This is a genomic window from Streptomyces pseudovenezuelae (assembly GCF_001513955.1).
Taxonomy (GTDB): domain Bacteria; phylum Actinomycetota; class Actinomycetes; order Streptomycetales; family Streptomycetaceae; genus Streptomyces; species Streptomyces pseudovenezuelae.
In genome coordinates, this window is record NZ_KQ948151.1 from 516,878 (window position 1) to 535,227 (window position 18,350).

Sequence of the window (18,350 nt, forward strand, 5' to 3'; positions counted from 1 at the left end):
GCCGTCAGACGCGGCCGATGCCCACGCCCTTGATGTGGATGAACTCGTCCAGACCGGCCTTGCCGCCTTCCCGCCCGAACCCGCTCATGCCGACACCGCCGAACGGGGTGGCGGGCGAAGTGATCGGATTCGGCCCGGGGTTGACGTAGACCGTTCCGGCCCTCAGGCGCGGTACCAGGCGGTTGACGCGCGCGATGTCACGGGACTGGATGTAGGCGGACAGGCCGTACTCGCTGTCGTTGGCCAGGGCGACGGCCTGGTCCTCGGTGTCGAACGGGGTGATGGCCAGGACCGGTCCGAAGACCTCCTGCTGGGCGAGGTCGCTGCGGTTGTCGACGTCCGCGAAGACGGTCGGGGAGACGAAGTAGCCGTCGGAGTCGATGCGTTCGCCGCCGTGGACGAGCCGGCCGGCGCCGTCCTCGACCGCCTTGTCGACCATGCCCTGGACGCGGTCGCGGGCGGCTTCGTTGATGAGGGGTCCGATGTACGTCGTCGGGTCGAGCGGGTCGCCGACCGGCAGGTGGGCGATCACGCCGGTGACCCGGGCGATGACCTCGTCGTAGATCGGGCGCTCCACCAGGAGCCGGGTGGGCAGCGCGCAGCCCTGGCCGGTGTTGCTCATGGCGAAGGCGGCGCAGTAGGGGACGACGGTGTCCAGGTCGGTGTCGGCGAAGAGCAGGTTGGCGGACTTGCCGCCGAGCTCGAAGACGACCGGCTTGAGGCTGAGGGCCGCGTCGGCCATGATGCGGCGCGCGGTGGCGGGGCCGCCGGTGAAGGAGATCTTGTCGACGCCGGGGTGGGTGACCAGGGCCGATCCTGCGTCGCCGAGCCCGGTGACGACGTTGATGACGCCGTCGGGGATGCCGGCCTCGCGGGCCAGGTCGGCGAAGAGCAGCGCGGAGAACGGTGTGGACTCGGCCGGCTTGATGACCACGGTGTTGCCGGCGGCGAGCGACGGCGGGACCTTCATGGCCAGCGACAGCGCGGGCGAGTTCCAGGTGATGATGTGGCCGATGACGCCGTAGGGCTCGGCGACGGTGTACTCGACGTTCTCGTGCGGGCTGTAGGCCGCGCCGACCAGGCCCTCGATCTTGTCGGCCCAGCCCGCGTAGTACTCGGTCCACTCGGCGACGTGCGGTCCGACGTTCTCCGCCCAGCCGCCGATGCACACGCCGTTCTCCAGCGGGCAGATCGCCGCGAAGTCGGGGATGTGGTCGCGCAGCAGCCCGGCGAAGCGGGTGAGCAGCCGACGGCGCTCGGCGGGGCGCATGGTGCCCCACACCTCGAACGCCTGGCGGGCGGCCGCCACGGCCCGGTCCACCTCGGTGGGCCCGGCGAGCGGGATGTACGCCTGGACGAGGCCGGTGGCGGGGTTGCGGTGCTCGTAGAGTCCACCGCTGGTGTCGGTGACGTCCTTGCCGCCGATGACCAGACGCGGCTGCGGCAGGTCGTGCTCCGCTCTGTCCTGGTGCAGCTCCACATCGACCGTGACCACGGGTACCTCCTAGAGACCGCGCGACACTGCGCACATCCAGGCTAAATAGCTAACCTATTTAGCCAAGGTAGTCAATAAGTTCCGGATGCTTCAGGCCGCGGACTACAGGCCCAGCGACCGCCCGATGATCTCCAGCATGATCTCCGAGGTGCCGCCGAAGACCCGCTGCACCCGGGTGTCGCGCCAGATGCGCGCGATCTCGTACTCGTTGACGTAGCCGTAGCCGCCGAAGAGCTGCATGCAGCGGTCGATGACCTCCCAGCCGGTCTCGGAGGTCCAGTACTTGGCGGCGGCGGCCTCCTCGGCCGTCAACTCGCCCTGGATCAGCGCCATGATGCAGCCGTCCACGTACACGCGGGCGGCGTTCAGCTTGGCCCTGATGGCGGCGAGCGCGAAGCGGTTGGCCTGGAACTCCCCGATGGGCCGGCCGAAGGCGGTGCGGGTCTTGGCGTAGTCCAGCGCCAGCACGTTGGCCCGCTCCGCGGCCGCCAGCGAGGAGACGGCGATGGCGAGCCGTTCCGTGGGGAGGTTGCCCATCATGTGGTAGAAACCGCGACCCTCCTGCCCGATGAGGTTCTCGGCCGGGACGCGGACCTCGTGGAAGAAGAGCTCGGCGGTGTCCTGGGCCTTCATGCCGACCTTGTCGAGCTTGCGTCCGCGCTCGAAGCCCTCGGCCCCGCGCTCGACGACGATCAGACTGATGCCCTTGTGGCCGGCCTCCGGGTCGGTCTTGCAGGCGACGATCACGAGGTCGGCCAGGATGCCGTTGGTGATGAAGGTCTTGGAGCCATCGATCACCCACTCGTCGCCGTCGCGGCGGGCGGTGGTGCGGATGCCCTTGAGGTCGGACCCGGCGGACGGCTCCGACAGCGCGAGCGCGCAGATCGTCTCGCCGCTGATGACACCGGGCAGCCAGCGAGCCTTCTGCTCCGGGGTGGTGAGATGCATCAGATAGGGCGGTAGGACGTCGTTCTGCAACCCGAGTCCGATGCCGACCGAGCTGGTGGCCGCCATCTCCTCTGCCATGATCGCGTTGTAGCGGAAGTCCCGGATGCCCTGGCCCCCGTACTCCTCCGGGAACTGCCAGCCGATGAGGCCGGCCTTGCCCGCCGCCGCCCACGCGGCCCGGCTCACCTGCCCGTCGCGCTCCCACTGCTCGGCATACGGGGCGCATTCGCGCAGGTAGAAGGTACGGGCGGTCTCGCGGAACAGCTCGTGTTCCTCGGTGAAGATCGTTCGGCGCATGCTCGACTCCACTCACGCATCTCGCTTATTTAGCTGAAGTAGTTATACGATAGCGCTGTATCGGGACCTGGGCGAGGGAGGGCGCGTGAGCGTACGGGACAAGGTGGCACTCGTCACCGGAGCGGGACGCGGGATCGGCGAGGCGATCGCCGACCGGCTCGCCGCCCAGGGAGCCGCGGTCGCCGTCTGCGACCTGGACCCGGAGGCCGCAGCCAAGGTCGCGGGCCGGCTCGTCGAGCGGTACGGAGTGCGGGCGACGGGAGTCGGCGCGGACATCTCCGACAGCGCGGCCGTGCACGCGGCCGTGGAGCGGGTGACCGTCGAGCTCGGACCGGTGGACGTCCTGGTCAACAACGCGGCCGTCGACGTCATCGGCCGCTTCGTCGACAGCACCGAGGACACCTGGAACCGGATCATCGACGTCAATCTGCGCGGCACCATCACGATGACCCGGGCCGTACTGGACTCGATGATCGAAAGCGGTGGCGGCCGGATCGTGCACATCGCCTCGGACGCCGGCCGTGTCGGCTCGTCCGGCGAGGTGGTGTACTCCGCCACGAAGGGCGGGGTCATCGCCTTCGGCAAGGCCCTGGCCCGCGAGGTCGCCCGGCACGGCATCACCGTCAACAGCGTCTGCCCGGGCCCGACCGACACCGCGCTGCTCGGCCAGGTCGCCGACTACAGCCAGAAGATGTACGACGCGACCGTGCGGGCCATCCCGCTGCGCCGCGTCGCCCAGCCCGACGAGATCGCCGGTGTGGTGGCCTTCCTCGCGTCCGACGACGCCGCCTACATGACCGGGCAGACGCTCTCGGTCAGCGGCGGCCTGACGATGGTCTGAGGTGAACACCGTGCTGCGCACCGAACTCCGCGACCGGACAGCGGTGTTGACCCTCGACCGGCCGGGGCAGCTCAACGCCATCGGCTCCGAGACCGCGGGCCGGCTGAAGCAGGCCCTCGCCGACATCCGCGACAACGACGACGTGCGCGCCCTGGTCATCACCGGTGCGGGACGGGCCTTCTCGGCCGGTGCCGACCTCGGTGAGATCGAGTCGTTCACGACACCCGGGCAGTTCCGGGACTTCGTGGGGCGACTGACCGAGGCGTTCGCACTCCTGGAGGACTTCCCCAAGCCGTCGGTCGCGGCCGTCCACGGGTTCGCCTTCGGCGGCGGCCTGGAGCTGGCGCTCGCCTGCGACCTGCGGGTGGCCGAGCGCGGCACCCGGCTGGGCCTGCCCGAGATGAAGCTCGGCGTGCTGCCGGGCGCGGGCGGCACCCAGCGGCTGCCCCGCCTGTTGCCGCCGGCGATCGCCAAGCAGATGATCCTCACCGGCGAGCCGATCGACGCGGAGCGTGCTCACGCGCTCGGGCTCGTCAACGAACTCGCCGAGCCCGGCGGCGCACTCAAGACCGCCGAGGCCCTCGCCGCGAAGCTGACCGCCGGGGCCCCGCTCGCACTCGCGGCGGGCAAACGGCTGATCGACTACGGCCTCGGCATGGACCTGGAGGCGGCGATCGCGTACGAGCGCGAGACCGTCGCGGTGCTGTTCTGCACCGAGGACCGGACCGAGGGACTCAAGGCCTTCCGGGAACGCCGACCGGGCGACTTCCGCGGCGTGTAGCAGGCGTACAAGCGCCCGATGATCTGGAGGTGGGCCCGTGCGGCCACTGGAGGGCATTGCCGTGGTCGAGCTGGGCATGTGGGTGGCGGCACCGGCCGCGGCCACCATGCTCGCCGACTGGGGCGCGGACGTGATCAAGGTGGAGGCGCCGACCGGCGACCCCAACCGGTACACGCTCAAGCACGTCGGACAGGACATCGACAGCGCTCCCCCGTTCGAGACCGACAACCGCGGCAAGCGCGGCATCGTCCTCGACCTGCGCTCGCCGGACGGCAAGGACGTACTGGAGCGGCTGCTGGAACGCGCCGACGTGTTCGTCACCAACCTCCGCCCGGGCGCTCTGGAGAGACTGGGCCTGGCACCGGACGATCTGAGGGAACGTCATCCTCAGCTGGTTGTGGGCACGTTGACGGGCTACGGCTGGATAGGCGCCGAGCGCGACCGCGCCGGATACGACGTCTCCGCGTTCTGGGCCCGGCCCGGCATAGCCGCCATGCTCAACCCGGCCGGGGAGCCACCGCCCGGCATCCGGCCCGGTCTCGGTGACCGTACGGCCGCGGCGAACCTGGTCGCCGGTGTGCTGGCCGCGCTCCTGCGCCGCGAACGCACCGGCGAGGGCGGCGTGGTGGACGTGTCGCTGCTGCGGTCCGGCACCTACGCCAACGGCAACGACCTCGCCCTGCAGAACTTCTTCGGCAAGCGCGGCCGTACCCGCCACCGCACCGAGCACGAGTCGCCGCTCTACAACTCCTACCGGGCCGCCGACGACCGCTGGTTCTGGCTGGTCGGCCTGGAGGGCAACCGGCACTGGCCCGGTGTCGTCAAGGCCCTGGGCCGTGCGGACCTGGAGACGGACGAGCGGTTCGCCACCGGCAAGGCCCGGCGCGGCCACGTACGCGAGCTGATCGCCGTGTTCGACGAGGAGTTCGCCAAGCGGCCCCTTGAGGAGTGGGCCGAGCGCTTCGACGCCGAGGGCGTGTGGTGGGCGCCCGTGCAGACCCTGGCGGAGGTGGCGGCCGATCCGCAGGCGGAGGCGGTCGGGGCGTTCGTCGAACAGCCGGGCATGGGGGACGCGCCGCCGCTGCGGACGGTGGCGACTCCGGTCGCCTTCTGGGGCATCGACGAGAAACCACACAGTGGCGCACCGACGCTCGGCGAGCACACCGACGAAGTGCTCCGCGAACTCAACTGAACTCATCTATCTGGAGGTACGGCGTGGGCATCCTCGACGACAAGGTCGCCATCGTCACCGGCGGCGGCAGAGGGCTTGGCCGGGCGCACTGTCTGGCGCTCGCCGAGGCCGGCGCGACCGTGGTGGTGAACGACCTCGGCTCGGGCATACACGGCGAGCAGACCGGCGACTCCCCCGCCGACGAGGTCGTCGCCGAGATCACCAAGCTCGGCGGCCGGGCGATCGCCAACCACTCCTCGGTCACCGACTGGGCCGCGACCGAGACCATGGTCGCGGACACCGTCGCCGAGTTCGGGCGCCTCGACATCGTCGTGAACAACGCGGGCATCGTGCGCGACCGCATGCTGTTCTCGATGACGGAGGCCGAGTTCGACACCGTCATCGCGGTGCACCTGAAGGGCACCTTCGCCCTCACCCGGCACGCGTGCGCGTACTGGCGCGAGGCATCGAAGCGAGGTGAGCGGGTCGCGGGCCGCGTGATCAACACGACGTCCGGGACCGGCCTGTTCGGCAACCAGGGCCAGTCCAACTACGGAGCGGCGAAGGCCGGGATCGCCGGGCTCACCGTCCTGACCGCCCTGGAGATGCGCCGCTACGGCGTCACCGCGAACGCCATCTCGCCGATCGCGGCCACGCGGATGACGGACGGGCTGGCGGTCGGCGAGTCGCTCCAGGCCACCGAGGGCTTCGACCCGCGCGATCCCGCCAACGCCTCCGGAGTCGTCGTCTACCTGGCCTCCGACAGCGCGGCCTGGCTGACCGGCCAGGTCCTGCGCATCGAGGGCAACCGGCTGAACCGGCTCCAGGGCTGGACGGTCGCCGCCGTCCACCCGAGCCGGTCCGGGCAGGCACTCACCTACGACGAACTCGTCGACGCCGTACCCCAGTTGTACGACACCCTCCCCACCGGCCGGGCGACGGGCGTCGGCCAGTGAAGGGCCACGACACGGCCGCACTGGTGCTGCGCGCGACCCTCGGCCCAATGCTCTTCGCGCACGGCTGGAACAAGGTCGCCGGACCGGGCGGACTCAAGGGCACCACGGGCTGGTTCGAGGCGCTGGGCCTCCAGCCGGCCGAGCTGCACGCCCGGATGGCGGCGGGCACCGAGATGGCCGCGGGCGTCGGCATCGCGCTGGGCGCCGCCAATCCGCTCCCCGCCGCGGCGGCCGTAGGACTGATGACCGTGGCCGCGCGGACCGACCACCGCGGCAAGGGCTTCTTCGTCTTCAAGGGCGGCTGGGAGTACGCCGGTGTCGTGGGCGGCGCGGCCGTCGCACTGGCGGCCCTGGGCAACGGCCGGTACTCGCTCGACGGCCTGCTGCGACGCCGACCCGCGGGCAGTCGGCACGCCTTGCTGGCGGCCGGAGTCGGCACGGCGAGCGCGGCGGCACTGCTGGCGCTGTGCTACCGGCCGGAGCGGAAACCGGACGAGACAGATCAATGAGACCGATGAGGACGACATGAGTCGGACGAGGGCAACAAGGGAGAGTCGACATGGACGCGGCTGACTTCAGCGCGGTGCTGTCCGAGGTCCGGCGTTTCGTCAGGGACCGCGTCGTGCCGCTCGAAGCGGAGATCGACGAGAAGGACGAGATGCCCTCGGACATCCGCGAGGCGGCCAAGAAGATGGGCCTGTTCGGCTTCGCGCTGCCCGAGGAGTACGGCGGACTGGGTCTGTCGATGCTCGAAGAGGCCCAGCTGATGTTCGAGCTGGGCTATACGACGCCGTCCCTGCGCTCGATGTTCGGCACCAACAACGGCATCGCCGGTCATGTCCTCATGGTCGGCGGTACGGAGGAACAGAAGGCTCACTGGCTGCCGAGGATCGCCTCGGGTGACGTTCTGGCGTCGTTCGCGCTCACCGAACCGGAAGCCGGTTCCGATCCCTCCACGCTCACCACGAAGGCACACCTCGACGGCGACGAATGGGTGATCAACGGCGCCAAGCGCTACATCACCAACGCCCCGCTCGCCGACGTCTTCATGGTCTTCGCCCGCACCGACCCCGACGCCCCGCGTACCCGGGGCATCTCCACCTTCCTGGTCCCGGCCGGCGCCCCCGGCCTCACCGTGGCCCCCAAGGACCACAAGATGGGCCAGTTCGGGGCCTGGACCGCGGACGTGTTCTTCGACGACGTGCGCGTGCCGGTCTCCGCGCTCGTCGGCGGCGAGGACGGCCTGAACCGGGGCTTCGGAACCGCGATGGGCTGCATCGCGCACGGACGGGTCCACATCTCCGCGCTGATGGTCGGCATGGCCGAGCGCCTGGTCGACGAGTCGGTCGCCTACGCGAGCACCCGCAAGCAGTCCGGGAAGCTCATCGGCTCCTTCCAACTGGTCCAGGGCCTGATCGCCGACTCGCAGACCGACTACTACGCGGGCCGCGCCACCGTCCTGGAGGCCGCCCGCGCCTTCGACGCCGGCACGGACACCAAGATCGGACCGTCCTGCACGAAGTACTTCGCCAGCGAGATGGTGTGGCGGGTCGCGGACCGCGCGGTGCAGATCCACGGCGGCGCGGGCTACATGCGCGGAGTCGCCGTCGAGCGCTTCTACCGCGACGCCCGGCTGTTCCGCATCTACGAGGGCACCAGCCAGGTGCAGCAGGTCATCATCGCGAAGGCGCTGCTGGGCGAGGCGGCGCGCGGCTGAGCGGCACACAAGGCAAAGGCCCCGGGATCCCCCGGGGCCTTTCTTGCCGCGCTCTCAGATCCCGAGCCGGTCCAGCAGCCGCTCGTGATACACCGCCGGGCCGCCGAACAGCAGCTGCGAGGACTTGGCCCGGCGGAAGAACAGGTGGGCCGGGTGTTCCCAGGTGAAGCCGATGCCGCCGTGGACCTGGATGTTCTCCATGGCGGCGACCATGTACGCCCGTGAGCAGGAAGCGTGGGCCACGGCCGCGGCGACGGGGAAGTCCGGGGAGTCCTCGTCGGCCAGCCGCGCCGCCTCGCGGGAGGACGCCTCGGCCAGCTCCACCTGGACGAGCATGTCGGCGCACTTGTGCTTGACCGCCTGGAAGGAGCCGATCGGCCGGCCGAACTGATGACGGACGCGGGCGTAGTCCGCGCTCGTCTCCAGGCACCGCCGTGCCCCGCCCGCCTGCTCGGCGGCGAGCCCGACCGATGCGATGTCCAGGACCTTGGCCATGATGCGGCCGCCCGCCCCCTGCGCCCCGACGAGCGTCGCGGGTACGGCGTCCAGGGTCAGCCGGGCCATGGCCCGGGTGGCGTCCAGCGTCTGCATCGGTTCCGCCGCGAGTCCCGTGGCGTCCCGGTCCACGGCGAAGAGGGTGGGTCCGGCAACGGTTCGGGCGACGACGAGGATCAGGTCGGCCGTCGTACCGTCGACGACGAAGCACTTGCGGCCGCTCACCGTCCAGCCGTTGTCGCCGTCGCCGTTTCCGTCCGGCACGGCGCGCGCGGAGACCATGGCGGGGTCCCAGGAGCCGTGGTCCTCGGCGACGGCGAGGGCGGCCGTGGTGCGTCCAGCCGCGATGCCGGGAAGGTGGCGTGCGCAGGCATCCTGGTCTCCCGAGGCCAGCAGGGCCTGGGCGGCCAGCAGGACGGTCGCGAAGAAGGGGGCGCAGAACAGCGCACGGCCCATCTCCTCCAGGACGACGCCGAGTTCGACGAGTCCGAAGCCGTCGCCGCCGTACTCCTCCGGGATCGCGAGTCCCGGCAGGCGCAGTTGGTCGGCTGCCTGGGACCACACCGCGGGGTCGAAGCGCGGCTCGCTCTCCATGAGCTTGCGCACCGCTTCCTCGGGCGACTTGGCTTCCAGGAACTCGCGTACGGACGACCGCAGTTCCCGCAGTTCGCTCTCGTCGGCGGTCACGACCGCACCTCCTTGGCAGCGGCGGTCGCCGGTTCCTTGGGCAGGCCGAGGACGCGTTCCGCGAGGATGTTCTTCATGATCTCCTCGGTGCCGCCGAGGATGCGCAACGCCGGGGTGGCGAGAAGGAGTTCGGTCCAGGCGTAGGTGCCCCACTGGCCGGTGTCGGCGATGATCCGGGGGCCGAGCACGTCGGAGACGAAGTGTGCCGCCCGGGTGAGGTTCTGGCCGTACATCAGCTTCGAGACGGACATCTCGGGGCCCGGCGCGACTCCGGCGCGCAGCTTGCGCAGGGCGCGGGCGTTGAGGTGTTCGGTGGCCAGGACGTCCACCAGGAGTTCCGCGAGGCGGGCGCGCAGGGCGCGGTCGTCCCAGGTCCAGGTGGCCCGCATGAGCGCCGAGAGGTGGTCCGGGGACAGGGCGGCGGCCACCGGGCCGACTCCCTCGCTGCCGACTGTCGCGCGCTCGTTCATCAGGGTGGTCAGGGCGACGGTCCAGCCGCCGTCGACCTCGCCGAGCCGGTGGTCGTCGGGGATGCGTACGTCGGTGAGGAAGACCTCGTTGAAGTCGGCGCCGCCGGTCATCTGCCGCAACGGCCGGACCTCGACTCCGGGGGTGTCCATGGGGACGAGGAACGCCGTGATGCCGCGGTGCTTGGGCGCGTCGGGGTCGGTACGGGTGAGGGCGAGGCCGATCTGGCTGTGCTGGGCGACCGACGTCCACACCTTCTGCCCGTTCAGCACCCAGTCGTCGCCCTCGCGGACGGCCCGGGTGGCCACGCTCGCCAGGTCCGACCCGGCGCCGGGTTCGCTGAACAGCTGGCAGGCGATGGCGTCCCCGCGGTACATCGCCGGCAGCCAGCGGTCCTTGATGTGGGGCTGGGCGTGGGCCAGGATCGTCGGCCCGATCATGCCCAGGCCGATCACACTGAGCACACCGGTGTCGGCGACGTCGTACTCCGACTCGACGGCGTCGTAGAGCAGGTCGTGGACGGGGGTCAGGCCCCGGCCGCCGTACTCCACCGGTCCGGTGATCCAGCCGAAGCCGTTCTCGTGGCGGATCCGCTGCCACTCCCGGGCCCGTTGCACGAACTCCCGCTCCTCGGCGGGCGGGAGGCTGCTGAAGTACGCCATCGAGTCGTCGCCCTCGCCCCAGGTGAAGGCGGTGCGGTCGGGGGCCTTCGCCACGTGCGCGTCGAGGAAGCGGCGCGCCTCGGCGGCGAAGTCCCGCATGTCGTCGGATTCCATCGCGTTCGCTCCGCGGTCAGAGAGAGGTTCAGGTCGAGAGGATCGTCACCGCCGACGCGCCGGGCGCGCCGTACAGGTGGGTGTAGCCGACGCGCGGTGTGCCGGGGATCTGGCGGGAGCCCGCCGTGCCGCGCAGCTGGAGGACGATCTCGTGGATCTGGCGCAGTCCGGACGCGCCGATCGGTTCGCCGTTACCGAGCAGGCCGCCGTCGGTGTTGACCGGGAGCCGGCCGCCGATCTCGGTGGCGCCCTCGGCGACGAGGCGTTCCTGCTCGCCGTCCTTGCAGAGGCCGTTCTCCGCCATGTGGATGATCTCCGACCCGGCGTCGGTGTCCTGGAGCTGGGCGACGTCGACGTCCTCGGGGCCGATGCCCGCGCGTTCGTACACGTCCCGGGAGGCGTCCACGCTCGGGCTGTCCACGGGCTCCCCCACCGGGAACGACGGGCTCTGCACCTCGAACGCGCCGAGCCTGCGGCTGCGCAGGGCGGTGGCGCGGACCCGTACCGGCTTACCCGTGTACTTGTGGGCCTGGTCGGCCCGGCACATCACGATCGCCGCCGCGCCCTCGTTCGGGCCGCAGTACATGAACTGGCGCAGGGGGTAGTTGAGGACCGGGGAGGCGAGGACCTCCTCGGGCGTGAGGGGCGTCCGACGCCAGGCCTTCTCGTTGCCGGCCGCGTTGCGGAAGTTCTTGGAGGCCACGCGGGCGAGCGTCTCGTGGGAGATGCCGTGCTCGTGCATGTAGCGGTTGATCTTCATGCCGAAGAAGTGGGTGGTGAGGAAGAGTCCGGTCTGCCCGTACCAGGAGGGGATGCCGGCCACGGACGGGTCGGCGGCGAACGCGCCGCGCGGGTGCTTGTCCAGGCCGATGGCGATGGTCAGGTCGTGCTCGCCGGTCTCGATCGCGCGGGCGGCGAGCGCCACCGCCGTACCGGCCGTCGCACAGCCGTTGAAGACTCCGCGCAGGGGTACGCCGGTGAGGCCGAGCCTGCCGACGATCGCGTCCGGGTTGGCGACCTCGTAGCTGCCGATGTAACCGCCCTGGATCTGGGGCCAGTTGACGCCCGCGTCGGCGAGTGCCAGCCGTACCGCGTCCGCGCCCATGTCCAGCGCGGGCTTGCCGGGGAAGCGGCCGAAGGGGTGCAGGCCCACCCCGATGATGACGGCCTCGGTCATGACGCCTCCTGTTCGGCATGGGTGGACTCTTCGGCCGGGGCGAACGCGAAGGTCACGACCTCGGTTCCGTCGTCCTGGACGGTGTAGGGCACGAGCGTCAGCCGCATGTCCTGCCCGATCCGCAGCTTCTCCGGGTCGGGTTCGGTGAGGCGGGCCTCGACCAGCAGCTCGCCGGGGAGCTCGATGTATCCGACGGCGTACGGCTCGAAGGCCTTGGGTCCGTCGTACGGCGGGGACGGCGGGCGGAAGTCCTGGGTGGTGTACGTCCACAGGGTGCCGTGGTCCGCCAGGAGCCGTTCCTTCGACTCGTCGCTCGCGCACCGGACGCAGGTCGCGGCGGCCGGGAAGCTCACCAGGCCGCACACCCTGCACTCGGAGCCGATCAGCCGGAGGGGCGCGGCGGCGGGCGGCCAGGTGAACAGGCCTTCGGTGACCGGGCGTTGGGTGGTCGTCATCTCAGGCTCCGTTCCGGTTGCCGAGGACGTCGGCGTTCGGTGCCGCCTTGGCCACCAGGTTCGGGACGACGGAGGACAGCTCCTCGGGCGTCCAGCGGGCGTCGGCACTGGCGGCGGGGCCGTTGACCCAGCCCTCCAGGACCGTGATGCGGTTGCCGACGACGCCGAACACCCGGCCGGTGACCTCGCGGGAGGCGGCCGAGCCCAGCCACACCACCAGCGGCGAGATGGCCTCGGGGGTCAGGTCCTGGCTCTCGGCGGCCTGCTTCATCATCTCGATGTCGTCGGTCAGCCGGGTCAGCGCGGTGGGCGCGATGGCGTTCACCGTCACGCCGTAGCGGGCGAGTTCGGCGGCGGCGATGAGGGTGAGGCTGCCGATGCCGGCCTTCGCGGAGCCGTAGTTGGACTGGCCGGGGTTGCCGAAGATGCCGGACGGGGAGGTCGTGTTGATCACCCGGGCGTCGTTGTCCTGACCGGACTTGGCGCGCTCGCGCCAGTACGCGGCCGCGTGGTGCAGCGTGGCGAAGCTGCCCTTGAGGTGGACGGCGATCACGCTGTCCCAGTCCCGCTCGGTCATCGACACGATCATCCGGTCGCGCAGGATGCCGGCGTTGTTGACCAGCACGTCGAGACCGCCGTAGGTGTCGACGGCCTGCTGGACGAGCCGGCCGGCGCCCTCCCAGGTGGAGATGTCATCCGTGTTGGCCACTGCCTCGCCGCCGGCCGCGACGATCTCGTCGACCACGCTCTGGGCGGGCCCGGCGGAGGCGCCCGCGCCGTCCCGTCCGCCGCCCAGGTCGTTGACGACGACCTTCGCGCCGTGTGCGGCGAACGCCAGGGCGTGCGCCCGGCCGATCCCGTTGCCGGCGCCGGTCACGACCGCGATCCGGCCCTCGACCACTCCTTCAGACATGCTCAATTCCTCCATCGGAAAGGTCAGTTGGCCTCGGCGAGCAGGACTCGCGGTTCGTCGCTGCCGCAGCCGCACCGGCCCACGACGACGCGTCCGGTGATGCCGAGCGGTGTCTCGGGCAGGGGCGAGGTGCACCCCTCCCCCGCGGCCACGGTCAGCTGTCCGTCCCGCTCGCCGAACCGCCATGCGGCGGCGTTGACATGTGCGCCGCTGCGCTCGGGGCACTCCAGCGCGAGGGCCGGTCCCACCGCCGAGATCACGGAGGCGTTCACCCCCACTGCGCGCAGGACGGGCACGGCGGCGGGTCGGGCCAGCACGACGGGCGTGGACCGGAACATCTCGCCGATGTCGGCCGCGCCGGCGAGCCCGTCCAGGGTCTGGGCCGACAGGCCGATCACCGCGTGCGGGGCCAGTTCTCGGTGGAAGACCGCGGTGCGGCGGTGGTCCCAGCCCATCGCCTCGGCGATGCCGTACGGCACCTTCAGCGCGCGCAGGGCGCCGATCACCGCCTGCCCCCAGAAGCCCTCGAAGCCGGAGGCGGTCAGCAGGGCCCGCTGCCCGGCAGCGAGACCGTGTTCCCGCAGGCGTGCGGTCGCCCACTCGGTGTCGCGGGCGAGTTCCGCCCAGGTGAGCTCCAGGTCCCGCATGCCGTCTGCGGTGGGGAAGCGCAGGAGGTAGGCGAGTTCGGGGCGGTCGAGCGTCCTGGCTCGGGCCAGGGTGTCGGCGCGGGCCATCAGGTCTTCACCACCCGGGGGAACTTGGCGACGCTGGTCATGGTCTTCAACAGGTCCTCCTCGGTGCGCATGTCGAGCACCGGCTTGACTCCGGTCCGCTCGCGCACGGCCTCGCTCAGGCGTCCGGCGAGGGCGTCGACGTCGCCGGTGAGATGGGGGTCGTAGCCGACGCGCAGCCGCAGTTCGTCGACCTCGCGCCGGTCCCGGACGATCTGGAAGACGCCCGCTACGGTCTCCGGCTGGTCCTCGACCGCCTGCCAGACGTCCCGCAGGACGACGGAGCGTCCCCGGACCACCGTCTCGTCGCCGCGCCGCCCGGCCACCCACATACGGGCGTGGGTGCGGCCGCAGCCGCAGGTGTCGCGGGAGAGTCGGACGAGGTCCTCGCTGCGGTAACGGATCAGCGGCGCGGCCCGGTTGTCCAGGTCGGTGGCGACCAGTTCGCCGAGGTCGCTCTCGGGGACGTCGTGCCAGCCGTGCTCGTCGACCTCGACGCACTCGGCGAAGACGGTGTCCTCCCACAGGTGGAAGCCGTCGTGCTCGCGACACTCCCAGGCGGTGCCGGTATCGGCGGCGCTGGTGTACTCGTAGACGTCGATGCCCCAGTCGTCGCGGATCCGCTCGCGCATCTTCCGGCTGAGGGGCTGGCCGGCGCAGGAGGCGCCCTTGAGGGAGGAGAAGGCCTCCCTCAGGTCGGTCTTCTCGGCCAGGTGCTCAAGCTCCACCATCTGCGGATACATCATCTGCAGATAGGCGGGCCGGTAGGTGCGCAGGGCCTCGACGACCTCGGGCATGTTGCCCATCCAGGTGTCGACCTCGATGACCACCGCGCCCAGCGCCTGGAAGCCGGCGTCCATGAAGTTGCGGAAGGTGCCGGGCGGGCTCAGGACCCGGTCGCCGGGCCTCAGGCCCAGCTCCCACAGGTCCCGCACCTGGGCGGTCACCAGGGGCGGGGCGTCCTGCCAGATCTCGGCGAAGAACTCCGGGTCGCCGGTGGTCCCGGAACTGGAGGAGACCGAGGTCAGCTCCTCGACCGGGACGCAGAGCAGGCCGGCGAAGGGATCGCCGGTGCGGCTCCGGTAGGCGCGGATCATGTCCTTGGTGATGAACGGAATCCGTGCCCGGAAGTCCTCCAGGGAGCGGATGTGTCGCGGGTGGGCCCCGTGCTCGTCCCACAGCTCGCGATAGAAGGCCGAGTTGGCGTAGGCGTACTCCACGAGCTCCAGGAGCCGTTCTTCCTGCCGTGCGCGCAGTTCCTCGCGCGGCATGGTCTCCACCTGGGGCTCGAAGTACCTGTCAGCGGTGTCCCTGTCACCGACCATGGCGCCTCCTCGCGGCTCAGTGCCCAGATCTTCCAGCTATCAGCGCAATCAGTCAACCAATTCGACGGATTGAGAGCGAGACTCGCGCTCCGCCGATCTATATAGTTAACTATTAGAACTCATTCAACCACAGGAGGGCTGTCGTGAAGATCGTTGTCTGCGTGAAGCACGTCCCCGACGCCACGGCGGACCGCACCTTCTCCGAGGACGGCACCACCGACCGGGAGGCGGTCGACTCACTGCTGTCCGAACTCGACGAATACGCCGTCGAGCAGGCGCTGCGCCTGTCCGAGTCGGACGCCGACGCCGAGATCAGCTTTCTCACCGTCGGCCCGGACGACGCGCGCGACGCCCTGCGCAAGGCCCTGGCCATGGGCGGTGACGCGGCGATCCATGTCAGCGACGAGGACATCGAGGGCAGCGACGCGTTCGGCACGTCACTGGTGCTGGCCAAGGCGATCGAGCGGCACGGCTTCGATCTCGTGCTGTGCGGGATGGCCTCGACGGACGGCAGCATGGGCGTGCTGCCCGCGCTGCTCGCCGAGCGGCTCGGCGTCCCGGCCGTCACCCACCTCGAAGAGCTGGCGATCGAGGACCGCACCGTCACCGGGCGCCGCGAGGGCGAGGGCGCCACCGTACGGATTCAGGGCGCCCTGCCGGCCGTCGTCTCGGTGACCGACCGCTCCGGGGACGCCCGCTACCCCTCTTTCAAGGGGATCATGGCCGCGAAGAAGAAGCCGGTGGAGACCCTCGGTCTCTCCGATCTCGGCATCGAGGCCGCACAGGTCGGCCGGGCCGGAGCGCGGTCGGCCGTGGACACCGCGACCCGGCGCCCGCCGCGCGCCAAGGGCGAGATCGTCGCCGACGAGGGGACGGGCGGCATCGGACTCGCCGCGTTCCTCACCACCAAGAAGTTCATCTGACCGCGCCCCGACCTCACATACCTGAAGGAGTTGCATCACCGTGGCCGAGATCCTCGTCCTCGTCGACCACGTCGACGGTGCCGTACGCAAGCCGACCCTCGAACTGCTCACCCTGGCCCGCCGCTTGGGCGAACCCTCCGCCGTCTTCCTCGGGCCGGGCGCCGACAGCGCGACCGAGGTGCTCGGCCGGTACGGCGCCCGGAAGGTCTACGTCGTGGACGCCCCCGAGGTCGACGAATACCTCGTGACCCCGGCCGTGGACACCCTTACCCAACTCGCCGAACGCACCGGACCGGCCGCGATCCTGCTGCCGTCCGGGCCGGACGGCAAGGAGATCGCCGCGAGGGTCGCGCTGCGGCTCGGCTCCGGACTCATCACCGACGCCGTCGACGTCACCGCGGGACCCGAGGGACCGGTCACCGAGCAGTCGGCGTTCGCCGCGACGTACCAGGTCACCGCGCACGTCACCCAGGGCGTGCCGGTGATCACGGTCAAGCCGAACGCCGCCGCCCCCGAGGCCGCCCCCGCAGATCCCGTCGTCGAGAAGCAGGACGTCACCTTCGGCCCGGCCTCGCACGCCGTCCGGGTCCTGTCCCGCACACCCCGGGAGCGCGGCGACCGGCCCGAACTGACCGAGGCCGACGTCGTCGTCTCCGGCGGGCGCGGGGTGAACGGCGCCGAGAACTTCGCCCTCATCGAACGGGTCGCCGACGCGCTCGGCGCGGCCGTCGGGGCGTCCCGGGCGGCCGTGGACGCGGGCTGGTATCCGCACAGCCACCAGGTCGGGCAGACCGGCACCCAGGTCTCCCCGCAGCTCTACCTCGCCGCCGGCATCTCCGGCGCGATCCAGCACCGGGCGGGCATGCAGACGTCCAAGACCATCGTCGCCGTCAACAAGGACGCCGACGCGCCGATCTTCGAACTCGCCGACCACGGCGTGGTCGGGGACCTCTTCGCGGTGCTGCCGCAGCTGGTGGACGAGATCGAGCGGCGCCGGAGCTGATCTCCACTCCTCCCGGCCTTCCCTTCGGCCATCCATACAACTAAAATCGCTAACTGATTACATCCATTGAGCTTGCAGCCCTGACCCGAAGGAGCGTCATGACGAAGATCTGGGTCAACTCCGGGGACTCCCATGTGATGGAACCCGCCGACGTGTGGACCGACAGGCTGCCCGCACGGCTCGGCGCCCGCGCCCCGCGCAGCGAGCGCGGCGAGAAGTACGAGATGCTCTACATCGACGGGGAGCGCATCGACCGACAGCTCGGCGACTTCATGGACGCCATGCGTCCGCCGGGCGCCTGGGACCTGAAGGTCCGCCTCAAGGACCTCGACCAGGAGGGTGTGTGGTCCCAACTGGCCTTCCCCTCCATGGGGTTCTGGCTGGTGTCGATCACCGACCGGGAGCTGGCCCGGGAGACCGTACGGGCCTGGAACGACTGGGCCCACGAGGAGATCCTCAGCAAGAACAAGCGGGTCATCACCACCGCCTGCCTCTCGACCGCCGACATCGACGACGCGGTCGCCGAGGTGGAACGGGTGGCGGAGCTGGGGTTCAAGGCCGTCTTCCTGCCGTGCTCGACGCGACCGGGCGAGGAATACGCCCTGGAGCGCTGGGAGCCGCTGTGGACCGCGGTCGAACGGGCGGGGCTGGTGCTCGGCTTCCACATCGGCACCGGCGCGCAGAACGTCGTCTTCCGCGGACCCGGCGGCGCGGTCGTCAACTACATGGAGACGACCTACCCGGGCATGCGCGTCGTGTCCCACATGGTCGCGGGCGGCGCCCTGGACCGCCACCCCGACCTGAGGATCCTCATCGCGGAGGGCGGCGCGGGATGGGTGCCGGCCATCGGCGACCGGATGGACGAGGCCTACCGCCAGCACGGCATGTTCGTCCGGCCCAAGCTCAGCCGGCTGCCCAGCGAGATCATCAGGCAGCAGGTGTACGCCTCCTTCCAGCACGACAAGAGCTCGGTGGAGATCGTCGAGTCGACCGGCTACCGCAACGTGATGTGGGGCGACGACTACCCCCACCTGGAAGGCACCTACGGCCACACCCAGTCCACGCTGCACGACCTGTTCGACGGCGTGCCGGACGACATCCGCGAGCGCGTCACGCGCGGCACCTTCAACGAGCTCTTCCGCCTGCCGGACCAGACTCCCCAGGAGGCGGCCGTCTGAGCGGCGCCGACGG

The 18,350-nt window shown here is 70.8% G+C and carries 18 protein-coding genes; 9 read left to right on the forward strand and 9 right to left on the reverse strand.

What is annotated here, in order from left to right:
- Positions 1-4: 4 nt before the first annotated feature.
- Positions 5-1,495, reverse strand: coding sequence for an aldehyde dehydrogenase family protein (locus tag AQI94_RS34060; protein WP_037944823.1), 1,491 nt, complete (start codon positions 1,493-1,495; stop codon positions 5-7).
- A gap of 102 nt (positions 1,496-1,597) precedes the next feature.
- Positions 1,598-2,740 (reverse strand): acyl-CoA dehydrogenase family protein, encoded by a 1,143-nt coding sequence (locus AQI94_RS34065; RefSeq protein ID WP_031055088.1) that lies wholly within the window; start codon positions 2,738-2,740, stop codon positions 1,598-1,600.
- 85 nt (positions 2,741-2,825) lie between these two features.
- On the opposite strand from AQI94_RS34065, the gene AQI94_RS34070 reads away from it, so the two are divergent.
- The 6 genes from AQI94_RS34070 to AQI94_RS34095 are packed head-to-tail and all read left to right on the forward strand — an operon-like array spanning position 2,826 to position 8,206.
- A complete protein-coding gene (locus AQI94_RS34070) occupies positions 2,826-3,581 on the forward strand; it encodes an SDR family NAD(P)-dependent oxidoreductase (RefSeq protein ID WP_031055085.1) in 756 nt (251 codons plus the stop codon).
- Between the two features lies 1 nt (position 3,582).
- Positions 3,583-4,362: an enoyl-CoA hydratase/isomerase family protein gene (locus AQI94_RS34075; RefSeq protein ID WP_031055082.1), complete on the forward strand. Its 780-nt coding sequence runs from the start codon at positions 3,583-3,585 to the stop codon at positions 4,360-4,362.
- Positions 4,363-4,399: 37 nt separating this feature from the next.
- Complete coding sequence (locus AQI94_RS34080; protein WP_031055079.1) at positions 4,400-5,554, forward strand: CaiB/BaiF CoA transferase family protein; 1,155 nt, start codon at positions 4,400-4,402, stop codon at positions 5,552-5,554.
- A 23-nt stretch (positions 5,555-5,577) separates the two neighbouring features.
- Positions 5,578-6,489 carry an SDR family NAD(P)-dependent oxidoreductase gene (locus AQI94_RS34085; protein WP_031055076.1) on the forward strand — a complete coding sequence of 304 codons (912 nt, stop codon included), beginning with the start codon at positions 5,578-5,580 and terminating at the stop codon, positions 6,487-6,489.
- Positions 6,486-6,998: a DoxX family protein gene (locus AQI94_RS34090; protein WP_031055074.1), complete on the forward strand. Its 513-nt coding sequence runs from the start codon at positions 6,486-6,488 to the stop codon at positions 6,996-6,998. Before AQI94_RS34085 ends, AQI94_RS34090 begins: the two co-directional genes overlap by 4 nt.
- Positions 6,999-7,048: 50 nt before the next feature.
- Positions 7,049-8,206: an acyl-CoA dehydrogenase family protein gene (locus AQI94_RS34095; RefSeq protein ID WP_031055071.1), complete on the forward strand. Its 1,158-nt coding sequence runs from the start codon at positions 7,049-7,051 to the stop codon at positions 8,204-8,206.
- A gap of 54 nt (positions 8,207-8,260) precedes the next feature.
- Here AQI94_RS34095 and AQI94_RS34100 read toward each other — a convergent pair whose 3' ends face one another.
- From AQI94_RS34100 to AQI94_RS34130, 7 genes are read right to left on the reverse strand one after another with little or no spacing between them, the layout of a single operon-like run.
- Positions 8,261-9,388, reverse strand: coding sequence for an acyl-CoA dehydrogenase family protein (locus AQI94_RS34100; protein ID WP_031055070.1), 1,128 nt, complete (start codon positions 9,386-9,388; stop codon positions 8,261-8,263).
- The gene (locus AQI94_RS34105; protein ID WP_031055067.1) at positions 9,385-10,632 is read right to left on the reverse strand and encodes an acyl-CoA dehydrogenase family protein; all 1,248 of its coding nucleotides are present in this window, start codon (positions 10,630-10,632) and stop codon (positions 9,385-9,387) included. Before AQI94_RS34105 ends, AQI94_RS34100 begins: the two co-directional genes overlap by 4 nt.
- 28 nt (positions 10,633-10,660) lie before the next feature.
- Positions 10,661-11,809 carry a thiolase family protein gene (locus tag AQI94_RS34110; protein WP_031055064.1) on the reverse strand — a complete coding sequence of 383 codons (1,149 nt, stop codon included), beginning with the start codon at positions 11,807-11,809 and terminating at the stop codon, positions 10,661-10,663.
- Positions 11,806-12,264, reverse strand: coding sequence for a Zn-ribbon domain-containing OB-fold protein (locus AQI94_RS34115; RefSeq protein ID WP_031055060.1), 459 nt, complete (start codon positions 12,262-12,264; stop codon positions 11,806-11,808). The genes AQI94_RS34110 and AQI94_RS34115 overlap by 4 nt, the downstream gene beginning before the upstream one ends.
- Before the next feature lies 1 nt (position 12,265).
- Positions 12,266-13,177: an SDR family oxidoreductase gene (locus AQI94_RS34120; protein ID WP_031055058.1), complete on the reverse strand. Its 912-nt coding sequence runs from the start codon at positions 13,175-13,177 to the stop codon at positions 12,266-12,268.
- 23 nt (positions 13,178-13,200) lie between these two features.
- Positions 13,201-13,911: a hypothetical protein gene (locus tag AQI94_RS34125; RefSeq protein WP_031055055.1), complete on the reverse strand. Its 711-nt coding sequence runs from the start codon at positions 13,909-13,911 to the stop codon at positions 13,201-13,203.
- Positions 13,911-15,233, reverse strand: a complete 1,323-nt coding sequence (locus AQI94_RS34130) for a phenylacetate--CoA ligase family protein (protein ID WP_031055053.1) — start codon at positions 15,231-15,233, stop codon at positions 13,911-13,913. Before AQI94_RS34130 ends, AQI94_RS34125 begins: the two co-directional genes overlap by 1 nt.
- Positions 15,234-15,394: 161 nt before the next feature.
- On the opposite strand from AQI94_RS34130, the gene AQI94_RS34135 reads away from it, so the two are divergent.
- The 3 genes from AQI94_RS34135 (at position 15,395) to AQI94_RS34145 (ending at position 18,337) form a co-directional block, all read left to right on the forward strand.
- A complete protein-coding gene (locus AQI94_RS34135; protein ID WP_031055051.1) occupies positions 15,395-16,156 on the forward strand; it encodes an electron transfer flavoprotein subunit beta/FixA family protein in 762 nt (253 codons plus the stop codon).
- A gap of 40 nt (positions 16,157-16,196) precedes the next feature.
- Complete coding sequence (locus AQI94_RS34140) at positions 16,197-17,159, forward strand: electron transfer flavoprotein subunit alpha/FixB family protein (RefSeq protein WP_031055049.1); 963 nt, start codon at positions 16,197-16,199, stop codon at positions 17,157-17,159.
- 98 nt (positions 17,160-17,257) lie between these two features.
- Positions 17,258-18,337 carry an amidohydrolase family protein gene (locus tag AQI94_RS34145; protein WP_031055046.1) on the forward strand — a complete coding sequence of 360 codons (1,080 nt, stop codon included), beginning with the start codon at positions 17,258-17,260 and terminating at the stop codon, positions 18,335-18,337.
- Positions 18,338-18,350: the final 13 nt, after the last annotated feature.